The organism is Microbacterium sp. 2MCAF23 (genome assembly GCF_052115565.1).
Lineage (GTDB): Bacteria > Actinomycetota > Actinomycetes > Actinomycetales > Microbacteriaceae > Microbacterium.
The window spans coordinates 49,885-66,080 of sequence record NZ_JBFRGY010000008.1 but is presented as its reverse complement, the minus strand read 5'-3'; the positions used below and the strand labels follow the sequence as shown (position 1 = coordinate 66,080).

Annotated in this window: 8 protein-coding genes; all 8 read left to right on the top strand. The window is 65.5% G+C overall.

Annotated elements, in window-relative coordinates; genetic code table 11:
• The first annotated feature begins 10 nt into the window (after window positions 1–10).
• The 8 genes from AB4078_RS09915 to AB4078_RS09880 all read left to right on the top strand — a co-directional run bounded on the left by AB4078_RS09915 (window position 11) and on the right by AB4078_RS09880 (window position 16,131).
• Window positions 11–2,917 carry an FAD-binding and (Fe-S)-binding domain-containing protein gene (locus AB4078_RS09915; RefSeq protein ID WP_441976991.1) on the top strand — a complete coding sequence of 969 codons (2,907 nt, stop codon included), beginning with the start codon at window positions 11–13 and terminating at the stop codon, window positions 2,915–2,917.
• Between the two features lie 381 nt (window positions 2,918–3,298).
• Window positions 3,299–6,844 carry a MobF family relaxase gene (gene mobF / locus AB4078_RS09910; protein ID WP_441977077.1) on the top strand — a complete coding sequence of 1,182 codons (3,546 nt, stop codon included), beginning with the start codon at window positions 3,299–3,301 and terminating at the stop codon, window positions 6,842–6,844.
• A gap of 142 nt (window positions 6,845–6,986) precedes the next feature.
• Complete coding sequence (locus tag AB4078_RS09905) at window positions 6,987–7,340, top strand: sulfate permease (RefSeq protein WP_441976990.1); 354 nt, start codon at window positions 6,987–6,989, stop codon at window positions 7,338–7,340.
• Between the two features lie 423 nt (window positions 7,341–7,763).
• The gene (locus AB4078_RS09900) at window positions 7,764–8,366 is read left to right on the top strand and encodes a hypothetical protein (RefSeq protein ID WP_441976989.1); all 603 of its coding nucleotides are present in this window, start codon (window positions 7,764–7,766) and stop codon (window positions 8,364–8,366) included.
• A gap of 161 nt (window positions 8,367–8,527) precedes the next feature.
• Window positions 8,528–9,574, top strand: coding sequence for a hypothetical protein (locus AB4078_RS09895; RefSeq protein ID WP_441976988.1), 1,047 nt, complete (start codon window positions 8,528–8,530; stop codon window positions 9,572–9,574).
• 411 nt (window positions 9,575–9,985) lie between these two features.
• Entirely contained in the window at window positions 9,986–11,392 is a 1,407-nt protein-coding gene (gene dcm, locus AB4078_RS09890; RefSeq protein ID WP_441976987.1) for a DNA (cytosine-5-)-methyltransferase, read from the top strand.
• Window positions 11,393–11,430: 38 nt separating this feature from the next.
• Window positions 11,431–13,323, top strand: a complete 1,893-nt coding sequence (locus AB4078_RS09885; RefSeq protein ID WP_441976986.1) for a DUF262 domain-containing protein — start codon at window positions 11,431–11,433, stop codon at window positions 13,321–13,323.
• Window positions 13,324–13,410: 87 nt separating this feature from the next.
• Window positions 13,411–16,131, top strand: a complete 2,721-nt coding sequence (locus tag AB4078_RS09880) for a Z1 domain-containing protein (RefSeq protein WP_441976985.1) — start codon at window positions 13,411–13,413, stop codon at window positions 16,129–16,131.
• The last annotated feature ends 65 nt before the right edge of the window (window positions 16,132–16,196 follow it).

The window sequence follows — 16,196 nt, the reverse complement described above, 5'->3', positions numbered from 1 at the left end:
CTGCAAACGCATGCCCGTGATCGAGGAGCGGTCGCTCCGTGCCGCGCAGCTCGTGAGTCGTCTGACGGCGGCCGGCATCGAATCGGATGCCTCGGAGCATCGCCGGCAGGAGTACTCCTACGACGCATCGAACTATCGGGTGCGTCCGGAGCTGGTGGCATTTCCGCGCACGGTCGATGAGATGCGCGAGATCCTTCGGGCGGCGACGGAAGCGGAGATCCCCGTCACCGTGCGCGGCGGAGGCACGTCGATGGCGGGCAACGCCGTCGGCGAGGGAATCGTGATCGACTTGTCGCGGCGCATGACGACGATCGGCAACATCGACCACGACACCCTTTCCGTCTGGGCAGATGCCGGCGTGGTCCTGGGGGAGCTCCGCACGCACGTCGAGCGACTCTCCGACGGTGCGCTCACCTTCGCCCCGGATCCGTCGTCAATGAGCAGGGCCACCGTCGGCGGATCGATCGGCAACGACGCCTGCGGAAACCACTCCGTCGAGTACGGCCGCATGTCGCACCACGTCCTCGAGGTGGAACTGCTCACCATCGACGGGGCCCACCTCGTCGCCGCCGAGGGGGGGCTGCGGTCCGCGGACCCCCGGGACCGCCATTCCGTCTCCCGTGCAGCGGAGATCAACGAGGCCCTCCAGACGCTCGCGGATGAGCATCGCGCGGCGCTGCGCCTCGAACTCCAGACGATTCCCCGGCAGGTCTCGGGCTATCAACTGGGTCAGCTCCTCTCTGAGAATCGCTTCCATCTCGCGCGCGTGCTCGCCGGGACGGAGGGCACGTGCGCGGTGTTCCTGCGCGCGCGGGTCGGTCTTGTCCCTAAGCCCGGCCCGACCGCCCTGCTGTGCCTCGGGTACGACGACACGGTCGATTCGGCACGGGATGTGATGACGATGCTCGCGATGAGCCCGAGCGCGATCGAAGGACTCAACAGCTCGATCGTCGACATCATGCGTCATCGTCGCGGCGAAGAGAGCGTGAGTTCGCTGCCGGCGGGCGACGCCTACGTGATGGTCGAATTCTCCGCCGACACGATCGCGGCCGCAGCCGCGAAGTGCGAGCTGCTCGTGGAGCATCTCGGCGAGCATGGCCGCGTGCGTGATCACGTGATCGCCACGGATCCCGATGAGCGTGCGAGGCTCTGGCGGGTGCGCGAAGACGGCGCCGGTCTGTCCTCGAAGCGGTTCGACGGCGTGCAGACGTGGCCGGGATGGGAAGACTCGGCGGTTGCTCCCGAGCGGCTGGCGGACTATCTCTCCGAGCTGCTACCGGTGATCGAGGAGCACGGATATACCGCGTCGATGTACGGGCACTTCGGGGCCGGCTGCGTGCACATGCGACTGGACTTCGAACTGCGCACCGAGGCCGGTCGAGCGAACTTCGCCGCGTTCACGCGGCGCGCGGCCGAGATCGTGGTCCGACATGGAGGCTCGCTCTCTGGGGAGCACGGCGATGGGCGCGCGCGGAGCGCGCTGCTCTCGGTCATGTACTCGCCGCAGATCATCGCACTGTTCGCGGCGTTCAAAGGCGTCTGGGATCCGCAGAACCTGCTCAATCCGGGGATCATCGTCGATCCCGCACCGTACACGTCCAATCTCGCCCTCGACGGGCTTAGGGAGCCGGACACGAGCCGTCTGCTGCCTGTGCACAGCCTCGGCAATGCGCACGCGTGCATCGGCGTTGGGCGATGCCGAGCGACGTCCGGCGGGTTCATGTGCCCCAGTTACCGGGCGACCAAAGACGAGAAGGACTCGACACGCGGTCGCGCCCGCGTACTCCAGGAACTCGCCCGCGGCGAGGGCGGCGGGACAGATGGCTGGTCGCGCCCCGAAGTGAGAGAAGCACTGGACCTCTGCCTCTCGTGCAAGGCGTGCTCGACCGACTGCCCCACGGGGGTCGACATGGCCGAGGCGAAGTCGGAGCTTCTCGACGAGCATTACCGTGGGCGGCTTCGTCCGTTCACCCACTACTCGATCGGATGGCTACCGCGCTGGCTCCCGCTCATCACCCGTGTCAGCGGCCTCGCGAACGTGGGCGCACGGATCGGAATTCTGCGATCGGTGGCGGAACGGTTCGGGATCAGCGCTCGTCGACGGCTTCCGGCGTTCGCGCCGCACCGTGAACTCCGGAGGCGTGTGGCGGAGGCGGAATTCAGCCCCGCAGCCGACGTTCTCCTCTTCGCGGACAGCTTCACGCGGGCATTCCGCCCGCGGGTGATCCCCGCCGCGGCGCGCGTGCTCCGCGAAGGCGGCACCGAGGTCGGATGCACGCCGGACGCTTGCTGCGGACTGACCTGGATCTCGACCGGTCAGCGCGACGGCGCGACACGGCGGCTCGCGAACCTGGTGGAGAAGCTCGACGACGGCACCGACCGTCCGATCGTGGTGCTGGAACCGAGCTGCGCGGCCGCGATCCGGGACGAAGCGCCGAAGCTCGTCGGCGGCGAGGCCGCCGACAGAGTCGCTCGTCGCGTGCGGTCGTTCGCGGTGGCCGTGGACGAGGCGATGCAGCGGGGCTGGGTCCCTTCGGCTCCCGCGCCTGCGCGCGCCGTGGTTCAGACGCACTGCCACGAGCATGCGGTGTTCGGCTCGCAGGCGCAGCGCAGGGTGCTCAGCAGCTGGGGGGTCCCGGACGTCGTGGAGTCCTCGTCGTGCTGCGGTGTGGCGGGCAACTTCGGGTTCGAGAGCGAGCACTTCGATCTCTCCATGCAGGTCGCCGAGCACTCGATCATTCCTGCGCTCAACAGGGGAGGCCCAGAGGCACGCGTGCTGACGGACGGGTTCAGCTGCACCATGCAGGTCTCGCAGATCGATCCGCTCCGCGAGACCGAGCACCTGGCCATCGCTCTCGATCCGAAGAACGCAGTCGCGGAAGCCGGAGACCAGATCCGCGATAGCGGCAGGCGGTGACTCCGGGGATCCCGCTGCTGGGCTGGCTGGCTGTGGAGCGATCTGGGTGACAACTGAACCTAAAGGCCTCTTGCCGTACAGCTCCTGGCGGTGAGTCCGGGCTGGAGCAGTCCTGGCGGTTGTCTCCCAGCGGCTCAGAGCGCGCCCACCGTGCGTCCCAGGGCTGGAGAACACATCGGGCTTTCGACGACGAAAGTCACCGATGGCTGAAGCGGCACGTGCTTCGGGAGTCACCTTCGACCGCCGGTCCTCTGAGCTTCCGCAGGCATTCTGAGCCACCACGCCTCTTGCACGAGAGGTCCACGGTCCCGTTCGGTGTGGGACCTGCGGCTCCTGCACGCTCACCTGCTTGTCAGGAGGGTGGGTGGCGTGACGGTTTCGATGCGGGTGATGAGCGCGGAGAAAGGCGTCGACTATCTCCTGCGCACCGTCGTGTCTGGCGATGGTGACCGTTCTCTCGGAACGCCGCTGACCCGTTACTACACGGAAGCCGGCACCCCGCCGGGCACCTGGCTCGGCAGTGGGTTGGCGCAGCTCGGGCACGGCGAGATCAACGCGGGCGACGAGGTGTCGGAGCCGCAGCTTCGTCTACTTATCGGCGCCGGTCGCGACCCGGTGACCGGCGACCAGCTCGGGGTCGCTTTCCAACGTTTCCGCACGGTCGACGAGCGGATCGCGGATCGCGTCGCCGCGCTCGATCCAGGCCTCGGTCCGGCGAGCCGCGTCGAGGCCGTCGAAGCGATCATCGTCGAGGAGCGGCGGCGCGGGCACCGGTCCGCGGTCGCCGGGTACGACTACACGTTCTCGTTGCCGAAGTCCGCGTCGGTGCTGTGGGGGGTTGCGGACGCGGGCCTGCAATCGCTGATCGTGGATGCGCATCATCGGGCGGTTGCTGAGGTCCTCGATTTCATGGAGCGTGAGGTTGCCGCAACCCGGGTCGGTGCAACGTTGCACGATGGGGCGGTTGCGCAGGTGGACACGTTCGGGTTCGCGGCAACCGCATACGACCACTACGACTCCCGCGCGAACGACCCGCACTTGCACACGCACGTTGTCGTGTCGAACAAGGTGAAGACTGTGCTCGACGGGAAGTGGCGTTCGCTTGACGGCCGGCCGATGCACGCGGCGACCGTCGCGCTCTCCGAACTCCACGAGGCTGTCGTGGCCGATCACTTCACACGTCTCCTCGGAGTCGAATGGGAAGCGCGAGATCGGGGTCGGAACCGCAACCGAGCCTGGGCGATAAAGACAGTTCCCGAAGTACTCATGACCGAGTTCTCTTCCCGCGCCCAGCACATCGACGAGGAGACCGACCGCCTCATCGACAGTTATCTCGAGGCCCACGGGCGACGGCCGTCGCCGGCGACGATCATGAAGCTCCGCGCCCAGGCAACCCTCACTACCCGGCCGCCGAAGAAGGTCCGTTCGCTCGCCGACCTGACCGGAGAGTGGCGGCAACGTGCCGCCAGCGTTCTCGGCCGGGACGTGGGGGAGTGGGTGCGGTCGATCACCCCGGATGCCAGGCAACGGCTTCTGCGCGCGGACGACATCCCACTGGATCTCATCCGTGGGATCGGTGCAGCGGTGATGGAGACAGTCGGTGAGAAGCGCACGACGTGGCACCGGTGGAACCTCGTGGCCGAAGCGTCCCGGCAACTCATGGGATACCGGTTCGCGTCCATGCAGGATCGCGAAGCTGTGACCGGGCTGGTCGTCGATGCCGCCGAACAGGCATCCCTCCGTCTCACCCCACCGGAGCTTGCGTCGGTCCCGGTCTTGTTCCAACGGTCGGACGGGTCGAGTGCGTTTCGGCCGAAGCACTCGACGCTCTTCTCCTCGGAAGCACTGCTCGAGGCCGAATCCCGACTCCTTGACCGCACACACGTAACCAGCGGGCCAACCGTCCCGCTAGAGATCGTCGAACGGATCGCGACTCGCCCCGATCGTCAAGGGCGGATGCTGGCTCCGGATCAGGTGCAGGCCCTCGCGGCGATCGCCGCGGCCGGCCGTCAGGTCGACGTGCTCGTCGGCCCGGCTGGCGCGGGGAAGACATCGGCGATGTTCGCGCTTCGCCGCGCGTGGGAGGCCGAGCACGGCCGGGGCTCGGTCCTGGGCCTGGCACCGTCCGCGGTCGCCGCGCAAGTCCTCGCCGATGACCTCGGCATCGCTACGGAGAACACCGCGAAATGGTGGACCGACCACCTCTCCACCGGGGCGACGTTCCGGCCTGGCCAACTTGTGATCGTGGACGAGGCGAGCCTCGCGGGCACGCTCGCGCTCGACCGCATCACGCAGGTGGCCGCCGACGTCGGGGCGAAGGTGCTCCTGGTCGGTGACTACTCACAGCTCCAGGCGGTCGAGGCCTCGGGCGCATTCGGGCTTCTCGTTCGTGACCGTGACGATGCACCGCAGCTGGTCGATGTGCACCGGTTCACGAACGCCTGGGAGAGGACCGCGTCTCTGCAGCTCCGTCTCGGCGACACCGACGTCATCGACGCCTACCTCGAACACGAGCGAGTCACCAGTGGCACCACCGAGGCGATGATCACAGCGGCGTATGACGGATGGCGTGCGGACACGATGGCCGGGCGGGCTTCGATCCTCGTGACCGGCTCCACCGAATCGGTCGCTGCCCTCAACCTCCGGGCCCAAACCGACCTGATCCTCGCCGGCACCGTCACACCGGAAGAGGGGGAGGTCCGACTCCGCGAAGGTGCCAGCGCAGCCGCCGGCGACACGGTCATCACCCGGCGTAATGACCGGCGCCTCGGCACGGGGCGTCGCTGGGTGCGCAACGGCGACCGGTGGCAGATCACGAAGATCCAGGCTGACGGATCCGCGATCCTCCGCCCGCTCGATCACCGGGTCGGTCGTGTCGTTCTCCCGGCGGCGTACGTCGCGGAACACCTCGACCTGGGGTACGCGATCACCGCCTATCGGGCGCAAGGCATCACGGTCGATACCTCGCACGTGCTCGTGGATACGTCCATGACCCGGGAGAACCTGTACGTCTCGATGACCCGTGGCCGTGACCAGAACCACGCGTATGTCGCCACCGACAGACCAGACGAGGCACACGACCATCCACCCGAGACAGCAGACCCGACCGCGGCAGCACGAGCAGTGCTGTTCGGCGTCATCCAACACTCCGGAGCCGAACTGTCCGCCCACGAGACGATCACCGCGGAGCAGGAACGGTGGGGAAGCATCGCGCAGCTCGCCGCCGAATACGAGACCATCGCCACCGAAGCCCAACGCGACAGATGGATCACCCTCATCCAGACATCCGGACTCACCGAGGAGCAGATCCAGCAGGTCATCGACTCGGACGTGCTCGGCGCGCTCATGGCCGAGTTCCGCCGCGCCGAGGCCAACAACTACGACGTCGAGAGTTTGCTTCCACGCCTGATCCGGGCGCGGAGCATCGAGGATTCGGCCGACATCGCGTCCGTCCTGCACCATCGCCTGGAACGCGCGGCAGCACAGCCCGCGGATACCGGCCGCCAGCCCGCGCCGGCGCGACTCATCGCCGGTCTCATCCCAGCCGCCGTCGGCGTCACCGATCCTGGCATGCGACGTGCCCTCACCGACAGACACCACCTCATCGTCAAGAGAGCCGCGGCGCTCGCGGACGATGCGATCGCCAACGGCACATCCTGGATAGAAGAGTTGGGGGAGTGCCCGGCGAACGCCACGCAAAGACGTGCTTGGATGCGATATGTCCGCGTGGTCGCCGCATATCGCGACCGCTACGGGGTTACCGCTGCCGAGGCGCTCGGGCCGACCACGGACAATACGGCGCGGAGAATCGACCAGGCTCGAGCTCGCCAGGCGATCCGGCGCGCACGCGATCTCGCCGACACGACCACATCGCTGCAACAGCAAGGAGTCGAGCCTGCCGGGATGCCAGCGGGCCGATCGCTGTAGGGTTTCCCATCCACTCGTCCCGGCGTACATTGGAATGAGACGGCAGATCGTCGCATACTCTGTAGCCCGTTCGGGCAGGCCTCCGGGCAACTCTCCAAGTGCCGTCCAAGTAGCAATGCGCTTGAGAGAGGAACGACACCCCATGATCCGCCTAATCCTCGGCGCGGTCGCCCGCGCCTTCTACGTCATGCAGCACTTCATCCCGAGTCTTCGACTACTCGCACGCCTCCGACGCCGCGACAGGCTGAAGTGGGGCATTCCCGCGATGCTCATCGCGGTGCCGTACCTGTTCGTCGCAAGCACCTGCGTGGAGATTGTCGCGGACGGTGGTCCGGGTTGGCTCAACCTTGTTGTGCTCTGGTGCCTCCTGGTCGCGGCAGCGTTCATCGTGAACGGACCGGTCAGCCTTCTCCGCCTTGCCACGGTGCGCATCGACGAAGCCACCGTCGAACGCGCCACCCAGCGGCATGGTGGTCATCGTCGAATTCGTACGTGACCGTGCTCGGGACGTCCGAACTGGATCGGTGTTCAGGTAGTAAGAGCTGGCAGGGGGTCCGTCCAACCCTTAGTTACGGAATGAATGGCCGCAAGTCGACGAGCGATGCTCCTCCGGTCCCGTACCTGCTCGCCGCCTACTGGTGCGTGACGACCATCGAAGCCGGCGGCCCCGGATGGCCAACCTGGTAGTGCTGCTGTGCGGGTGGAACTCGATCAAGCTGGCCTTCAACGGCCCGATCACTGTCGTCCTTCTCCCAGGAGACCGTCGCCCGCCGCCGTGCAGACGCAGTCGCAATCTGAGATGCTGGGAATCAACGCTTCGCAGTTCTGATTCGCAGCGCGTACACGTCGTGGGGCTCCCGCGTCACGGGTCGCACAACTGTAGATGCGATTCCCGCGCACCGCCTGTCATCATGACGGCATGGACCTTGACGTGGTGCGCGCGCTGCCGATGGCTGACCAGATAACGTACCTGCGCGGACGGATTCTTGCAGCGGCTTTGAGCATGGAGGCTGTCACGCGATACCTCCACGTGAGGCTGAGCGGCGGTTCAGACCTGGAAGATGCCCTTCACACACCCCAACAGTTCCAAGTGCTCATCGCCGAATGCGCTGAGCACGCTGCGCGGTGCGCCCGATTCAGCGATCGGACCCGGTCGCTCGCGATGGATGCGATCCACGAGGCAGCCGGGCACTACGAACGACGAAATCGTTTTGTACACGACGCACTCCGACTCAGTCTCGTATCAGAGCAACGCTGGGAGCGATCCAAGCTATGGCGCCCCAAGCGCGAGATCGGCGAGCCTCTGCCAGACCCCGAGCCGGTGTCCGCCGACGAGATGGTCGGCTTGGTCTTCGACCTCATACGAACGACGTGGAGGCTCCGTGGTGCGCTCTGGTGCTTGATCGGTTCGTCGCAGGAGGCCTCGCCGTATCTCACCCATCCGTTCGAACCCCAGTGGGACGGCTCGTTCCTTCCAGTGCGCGGCGCTTCGAGCGAACCAACGCACTCGGCGGGACAGTGACCGGGCGGCCCTTCCTTCTCAGGGAGCGGCACGTCTTCCGGATGTCGCAGTACGCGTGTTAGCGCCAGTCGGCGTTCCTTCTTGACAGGCGAGAGGAGTCCGGGCTGCGGCGACATGCGCGTCGTCACCTCGATCATCCATCTCTACGCAGATGATTGGGCATGGAGCATCGACAGGAAACACCCGTCGTCGTCTACCTGGACATGAACGTGTGGGTGTCGATGGCGCGAGGCAACTCTCAGGGCGACCAGAGGTGGATCGCGGCACGCTCTGCCCTCGAGGCGGCCGTCTCGCGCGGTCAAGCGGTGGTTCCTCTCGCTGTCGCGCACTATCTGGAGCTCTGGCATCGACGCGATCAGCGGTCACGGGAGCAGGTCGGCGCCCTGATAAGAGACCTGACAGGGTACGCAACGATTCCGTCGCCCTATCTTGTCCGCCGTCGGGAGGTGCGAGCGCTGGTGACGCAGCTTGCGGGTGCGCCGGGCTCGTTCCCTTCGACGACCGACCTGCTTGGTCATGGCGCTGGTCACGCGTTCGGCTCTCCACATGGTCGGTTTCGTTTCGTGGAGTCGCTCGCGTCGGCCGACAACGTAGTGAGCGAGGGGTCGACAGTCGCGCCACCTGACAACTGGGAGGCGTTGGAGCGAAGCGGACCCGCCTGGGAGTGGCTCCAGCTCGTGGGCACACAGGCCATCCTCGCAAGCGAAGGAGTAGAGCGAACCCCCGAGCACCGACACGGGACACAGCACATGCAAGACGAGTTGAGGCTCCGCGAGAGCATCATCCGTGAACCTGGCACTCCTGCACAGTTGTGGGACTTTCTTGTCGCCGACGAGCTCAAGTCCTTGACGGACGAGATCAACGAGATCGCGGCGGAGCTGGATGTCGACCCGAACCTGTTCTTCTCCTCGGGCCTCCTCGGCAGGACGGGGCCCGAGTCGGTGCATGCGTTTATCGCAGCGTTGCCGTCCGCGTTCACGTGGGCGACACTGCGCTACCGGAAGCACCGCGACCTGACTCATCCTTGGGAGCAGCACGACTGGACGGACGTCTCGGCCCTCTCCGTAGCCGCTCCATACTGTGACGTGGTGATCACCGAACGCCGCTGGGCGCACATGATCGAGGCGACCGGCCTCGCGAAGCGACACGGGACGAGAGCGGGGCACGGGATCGCTGCACTTGAAGCCGTGCTCGCCACGCTCACATAAGTGCCTCGGTCCCGCCGCCCGCCTGGTGCTTCACACCTCTGCGTACCGTGGGGTCGTGTACGAATCGTGGGCGTCCAGTGAGGCCAACCGCAAGACCATGCAGGGAAACCGCGGGCGCGACACCACGGCCGAGTTGGCCGTGCGCAGGCTCGTGCACGGGGCTGGGCTGCGCTATCGAGTGAGCGCTCGTCCGGAGCGGAACCTCCGCAGGACAACGGATCTGCTCTTCACACGAGGGCGAGTCGGCGCGCCGACGCGGGACACTCGTTATGTCGGCCGCTCCTTCTATTGTTGTTGAGAACCCACCGTGGTGTCAGCGGTGAACCACGCCCTCCTGCTATGTGACTTGGCGCCACTCAGCTGGATGCAGAACTGAACTAGATCTTGGAATCTGAAGGAGAACGCCCACCCATGGCAGGCCAGCCTCCCACCTTCCGATTCGTCGACCTGTTCGCTGGGCTCGGTGGTTTTCACGTGGCACTACGGGGGCTCGGGGGCGAGGGCGTGTTCGCTGCGGAGTGGGAGTCGGGACTGAACGCTCTCTACGAGACCAATTTCGGCATTGCGCCGTGGTCGGACGTGAACGAGCTGGACACGGATGAGGTGATCGCCGAGCACGTTCCCGACCATGAGGTTCTCACCGCAGGTTTCCCATGCCAGCCGTTCTCCAAGTCAGGTAAGCAGCAGGGCTTCGAGCACACTCTGCAAGGTCATTTGTTCTTCAAGGTGCACGATATCCTGCGCGTGAAGAGGCCAGGTCGCTTCATTCTGGAGAACGTCCCGAATATCCTCAGCCACGATGGTGGTGAGACGAAGGCGACCATCATTAAGATGCTCGTCGATCTTGGATACGAGGTCGACATCCGGCGGTTGTCGCCACACCAGTTCGGCATCCCGCAGGTGCGCGAGCGGGCGTACTTTGTCGGAGCACTGATCTCCGAGGGCGGGCTAATCGGGTTCGAGTGGCCAGACGAGAGCAAGGAAGAGACCACCATTGCCACCGCTCTTGACCCCGAGGCGCCGCCCGTTCGCGAGGTGCCCGAGAGGACGCAGGACGCGATCGACATGTGGCGGGACTTCCTGCTTCGTGCGCCGAAGGACATCAAGCTCCCATCCTTCCCGATCTGGTCGATGGAGTTCCGCGCGAGTTACCCCTATGAGGAGATGACACCGCCGCGGGCGTGGTCCCTGCGGCGACCAGGAAAGCTCGATGAGTTCACGGGATCGTTCGGATTCCCGCTCGAAGGACTGAACATTGCCGGGCAGAAGCTGCTGATACCAAGCCACTCCCGGCGTGACGGGGACGTTGAGTTTCCTGGCTGGAAGCGGGCCTTCATTCGGCAGAATCGTGGGTTCTACTCGGACAACCGCAGATGGATCGACCCGTGGCTTGATGAGTGGCGGCCATGGGAGTTCCCGTCCAGCTTCCAGAAGTTCGAATGGAACGCGCAGGGCGGCGTGCGGGACATCGACGAGTACGTCATACAGGTCCGAGCTTCCGGCGTCCGTGTGAAGCGGCCCACGACCGCGCCGGCTCTGATCGCGATGACGCAGACGCAAGTACCGATCTTAGGAGCGAAGATCTCCGGCACCGGCGCTCGGCGCTACATGACCCCGGCAGAATGCGCGAGGTTGCAGAGCCTCGGCGGCATCACCCTTCCTGCAAGCGACGTTGCTGCGTACAAAGCGCTCGGCAACGCCGTCAACGCGAAGGTCGTCCGCAAGATCGCAGAGCCGCTCCTCAAGGCGCTGACCTCGCGCGAGACACCATCTGACATCACAAGGCCCGGAATCACCGTCGCTCGTGAGGCTGCCTAACGGCAGTTCCAGACAGCATTGAGAAGGAAGCGCCACGAATGAGTCTGAACGTCGCAGAGGCCGCCGAGGACGGACCCGAGGAGAGCCCGCGCGTGCAGGCGCAGGATCGCATCGCGGAAGCACTTGCGGAGCTGTCGGACGTGACCGACACCCCGGAAGGAGTGCAGGCTTGCGCCAGCTTCTCATCTGCCGACGTGGACTTCGGGTCCGACGCCTGGATATCGCGATTGGCCGACGTGCAAGGGTGGCTGCACTTCGATGACGATCTTTCCGATGCCGACCTCGCGGCGTTCGTCCTCAGCCTCGCAGCCAACCTCAGCTTTGTCCCGCCGGCTCAAGGGATCGAGGAGGCCGGCGGGGCCACGCGGCTGACCAGCGAGGCGTTGGAGCGCCTCGCTGCGCGAGCCGAGGCAGCGACCCGACTCAAGGACGAGTTCATAGCAGAGCTCAACTCCGACGGTGTTACTCAATCGTCCGCTACCGCCTCCTGGGCAGATCGCTGGGAAGCCGAGGGGGGTGACGAGGAAGCCATCTCCCCGGAGCCCGTCACGGCCAAGGCCGACGTGTGGCACATCTTCCAACTGACGAAGAAGAAGCTGAACCTCACGCCTTCCTACCAGCGAGGGGACGTGTGGCGCACGGGGGATCGACAGAAGCTGATCGAGTCGATCCTCCGCGGGATTCCCCTGCCTTCGATCATCCTGCTTCGGAAGGGCGGCGCTGCTCCCGATGATGTTGTGGACGGCAAGCAGCGCCTGACCGCGATTCTGCGCTTTGTGGGCAAGCATCCCGAAGCGCTCGCGAGGGTCGTTGAGGCTGACAAGGCGAAGCCTGAAGCCGGGTTTCGCGACAAGTTCGAGAACGACTACCCCAAATTCCGCTTGGCCTGGAAGAGGTATATGGGCGAACCGCTCACGGCAAAGCTTGAAGACGACTACTACTTCCCATTCCGGCTGCGAAACGACAAGAACGGGGTGCTCGTCGGCAAAGACTTGGAGCCTCTACGCGGGAAGTACTACACCCAGATCAAGGGACACACCATCCACGTCGCCGACCAGGAGGTGACTGTCGAGGAACTCTTCGAAGGCGCCCCCGACTACAAGGTGCCCGTTATCGAGTACACGAAGGCGAGTCAGCGGCAGATTCACGAGGTCTTCAACCTCTACAACAAACAAGGCATGCACCTGAACGCCGAGGAGATCCGCAACGCAGTGTTCCATGATGTTGAACTGACGCGCGCGATCCTCGTCGCGGCTGGTGACGCCAGCAGCCGTGCCAACATCGCAGAGATCGCCCCGTCGCTCCTCGACGTTCCGGGCGTCGGTGAGCTCGGCAAAACGCTGGCAGACTACGGGTTCGGTGAGGCTCGCTACCGTCGAACGAAGGTGCTCGGATGGATAATCGCGACGCTCGTGAACGACTCGGGAGGCAAGCTTCTTCCCTCTACCGCACGCCACACTGACGACCTCCTCAAGCGCGTGCAGGACGACGGCTCACATGCGTTGCGGGCCTCCTCTCGTCTCTCCGACCTTTTCGGACTCGTGACGACGGCTACCAGTCTGCACGCGGCTTACGACGAGCTCTGGCCGGACAAGTTTCGCGGCGATGGGAAAAGCAGCCGATGGCAGGACTTGCAGTTGGTCGGGTCGCTCGTCGGCGTCGCGATTGCCACCGCCGGTGCGCCGGAAGATATCGAGGAACGTCTCGAGACCAACGCCGCGACGATCCGGCAAGCGGCGCTGAACGAGTGGACGCGTCCCGAGAAGACTCAGACCCGCACCCAGTGGGACTTCATCGCTCGCATCGCCGCCGGCGTTGTTGAGAAGCTCGGGATAGACATCGAGTCAGCCTCCGAAGCGATCCGTGCACGGTTCGGCTCATCAGGCGTTGAGTCATTGCTCGCATCGCGTATCCCACCGAAGGGTGCGTGACCGATCAACGTGGAACGGGTGCACTTCGATGCGCCGTCTGGCGCGGAAGAGACATGGTGGAGCCGGTACTCTGACGAGCTTGGGCAGATGACCTCGACCGCGCGAGGAGTGCTTCAGACCGATTGCGCCTACATCGTCGAGCGAGGAATGCTCGGTGCGGAGCCGCCGGACGCCGCAACGTGGCCCGAGAGCCGGACGCGTACGGGGCTGGTCATGGGCTCAGTGCAGTCCGGCAAGACAGCCTCGATGTTCGGCGTGACCGCGCTGGCGCTCGACCAAGGTATCGACATCGTGGTGATCCTTGCGGGGACACGCCTGTCGCTGTGGCGTCAAACCTACGAACGCATGGTCGAACAGCTCGATGCGGGGGAGGACGGAGTCGCGAAAGCGCGCCGGCGGCTGCTCTGTCCGCCTCCGGGAGTCGTGCTTTCCGGGGCGCCCGCGACACTGAACAGCACCTATCGACTCCCTTCCGCGCAGGTGAGACGCAAGCTGTCGCAGAGACAGCCGATGATCGTCGTCGCGATGAAGCAGACCGATCATCTCTACGCGCTCGGACGCGAGCTGCGTCAGAGCGTGTTCGGCGAGGTCGCGCGACTAGACCGTGCCGTGCACATGCTCGTCCTCGACGATGAAGCGGATGACGGCTCTGTGCTCGACGCCGTCGTAGAGCAATCCCAAGGACCCCTTTCGCCTGCCCTCAAACAGATTCCCCGCGCGATCGCCGACCTATGGGAGCCGCGATCGAGCGGAGCGCCGGACAACTTCTTCGCCACCTACGTCGGGTACACGGCGACCCCGCAGGCGAACCTGCTGCAAGAGGACCACAATCCGCTCGCCCCGCGAGACTTCGTGATCTCGCTTCGGACGCCGCTCGATGTCGGCCAGCCCGCAGACCTCGGCGACCTGGACGCCCCGCGCTCGTCGACATACCCAGAACCGAACGGCGTCGACAACTACTACACGGGCGGCGAGGTCTACTACGACCGCGGCGCCGGGGCCGGCCTCTGTCGTGAGCTATCGGAACGAGCCGACGACGATCTCGCAGATTCCATCCGCGCCTTCCTTGTCGCCGGTGCGATCAGGTTGCACTGGGCCTCGACTACTGGCCCCATAATGATGGGGCCACACTCGATCAGAGGCGCCGACTTCCCCCGGAGAGATGATGTGAAAGTGGCTTCGCCGCCCACCCACTCGATGCTGCTCCACCCCTCCGCAGACATCGGCGCTCACTTCGCAGCCGCGGAGGATGTGCTCATTTGGGCTGGCGTGCCAGACCGCACCACGGCGCGCAGTCTGATCGAGTCCGGCAATGCACTCCTCCCGCACAGCCTCATTGTGAAGATGCGCGGTGAGGAGCCCCTCTGGGAGGCATGGATCGACCGCTACCGATCATCGTCGAGCGCGATCGCTACCGAGTTCAACGTGATGAACCCTCGACCCATCCCCGACTGGCCGACCGTGTTCCACATCCTGGAGACCGAGGTCATCCCGGGCACGCGCGTGTCCGTCGTCAACAGCGACCCCAGCGCGGACGACCGGCCCGAGTACAGGCCAGTCTTCGACGAGACCACCCGGCGTTGGCGCGCGGCCCCGGACCTCTCGACGATCTTCGTCTCCGGCAACGTGATGGCGCGCGGGCTGACACTGGAGGGGATGACAACGGCGCTTTTCCGACGCAGCTCGGCTAACCCCGTGGCCGACACCCAGATGCAGATGCAGCGATGGTTCGGCTACCGCGGAGAGTACATCGAGTTGTGCCGCATGTTCGCCACACGGCAGCAGATCGACCTGTTCGGCGCCTACCACGATGTCGACGAGGCGCTCCGTGAAGGCATCGCGGCGAAGATGGCTGGCGCCGCGCCTTCCCCGGTCGTCCTGCATGGCATGGGTTTTCTGGCCACCGGAAAGATCGCCAGTATCGGCCGCGTGCCGCTGTGTCCGAGCGCAAAGCCGTTCATCACGCTGATCAACGACGGTCAGCAGCCCGATCCGAACGCTCAGCTTGTCGCTGAGGTCTTCTCCGGCCCCTCCTCTGACGTGTCGGTCGGGCGCACCGTGCGCGGACGTGCGCTTGACGGCACATTGTCGCTCTCAGATGCTGCCGACCTGCTCGACGGCCTCTCGTTTGACTCCTATGCCCCTGGCGACGAAAGCCGCCTGGCAGAGTTGTGGCAGCAAGTCCAGACCCGCGTGGACGCAACCCTGCCGCTGCCCGCTGGGACGCAGTTCTACAACGCCCCAAGCCCCATCGACGGGACACCCTCGGACGCCCGCTTCGAATGCCCGTATGCCATCGCCGCGTACCTCCGCTTGTGGGAGGCGTGCCTCACCCGTGCCGTCAGAGGCCTTTTCGTCACAGGAGTCCCGTCCGGCCGATGGGCGATGGCCGACCTGCGTGCCAAGACGCTGCATCAGCCCCGGTTCTCTGTTGGTATCCGATACGGTGACGGCGACAGAATCACCGAAGGACCGCTCTCCGGTCTCGGCTTCAGCATCCGTGCCACCCAGAAAGGCCTGAACGCTCAGGGGAACCTTGATACGACCTGGGGCACGAACGACCCGAACGCGGGCCCACTCGACTACCGCGGCGACGAGTTCTTCGACTACTACCATCGCGGCGAAGCCCTTCCCGCAACGGCTGGGACGATATCCTGGCGCCCACAAGGGTCGCACGGGCAGATTCTCTTCTACGTCAACAAGCGGCCGGGCCAACCGCATCCTGCAGTCGCTGTCGGAGTGTGCATCCCCGCTGGCGGTCCGGAGCAGTTCGCCGCGACGCGAGCCGGCTCGCTGATCGCAGTGTGAGGAAGACGCGATGACCAATTACGAAGATGCGCGGCAGCGGATCGAACGCATCCCGGTGTCCCCGG

Bases quoted from the DNA above. Each gene is read 5' to 3' on its own strand.
- AB4078_RS09915 (WP_441976991.1), top strand. From the start codon at position 11: ATGCCCGTGATCGAGGAGCGGTCGCTCCGTGCCGCGCAGCTCGTGAGT.
- mobF (WP_441977077.1), top strand. From the start codon at position 3,299: ATGCGGGTGATGAGCGCGGAGAAAGGCGTCGACTATCTCCTGCGCACC.
- AB4078_RS09905 (WP_441976990.1), top strand. From the start codon at position 6,987: ATGATCCGCCTAATCCTCGGCGCGGTCGCCCGCGCCTTCTACGTCATG.
- AB4078_RS09900 (WP_441976989.1), top strand. From the start codon at position 7,764: ATGGACCTTGACGTGGTGCGCGCGCTGCCGATGGCTGACCAGATAACG.
- AB4078_RS09895 (WP_441976988.1), top strand. From the start codon at position 8,528: ATGGAGCATCGACAGGAAACACCCGTCGTCGTCTACCTGGACATGAAC.
- dcm (WP_441976987.1), top strand. From the start codon at position 9,986: ATGGCAGGCCAGCCTCCCACCTTCCGATTCGTCGACCTGTTCGCTGGG.
- AB4078_RS09885 (WP_441976986.1), top strand. From the start codon at position 11,431: ATGAGTCTGAACGTCGCAGAGGCCGCCGAGGACGGACCCGAGGAGAGC.
- AB4078_RS09880 (WP_441976985.1), top strand. From the start codon at position 13,411: ATGACCTCGACCGCGCGAGGAGTGCTTCAGACCGATTGCGCCTACATC.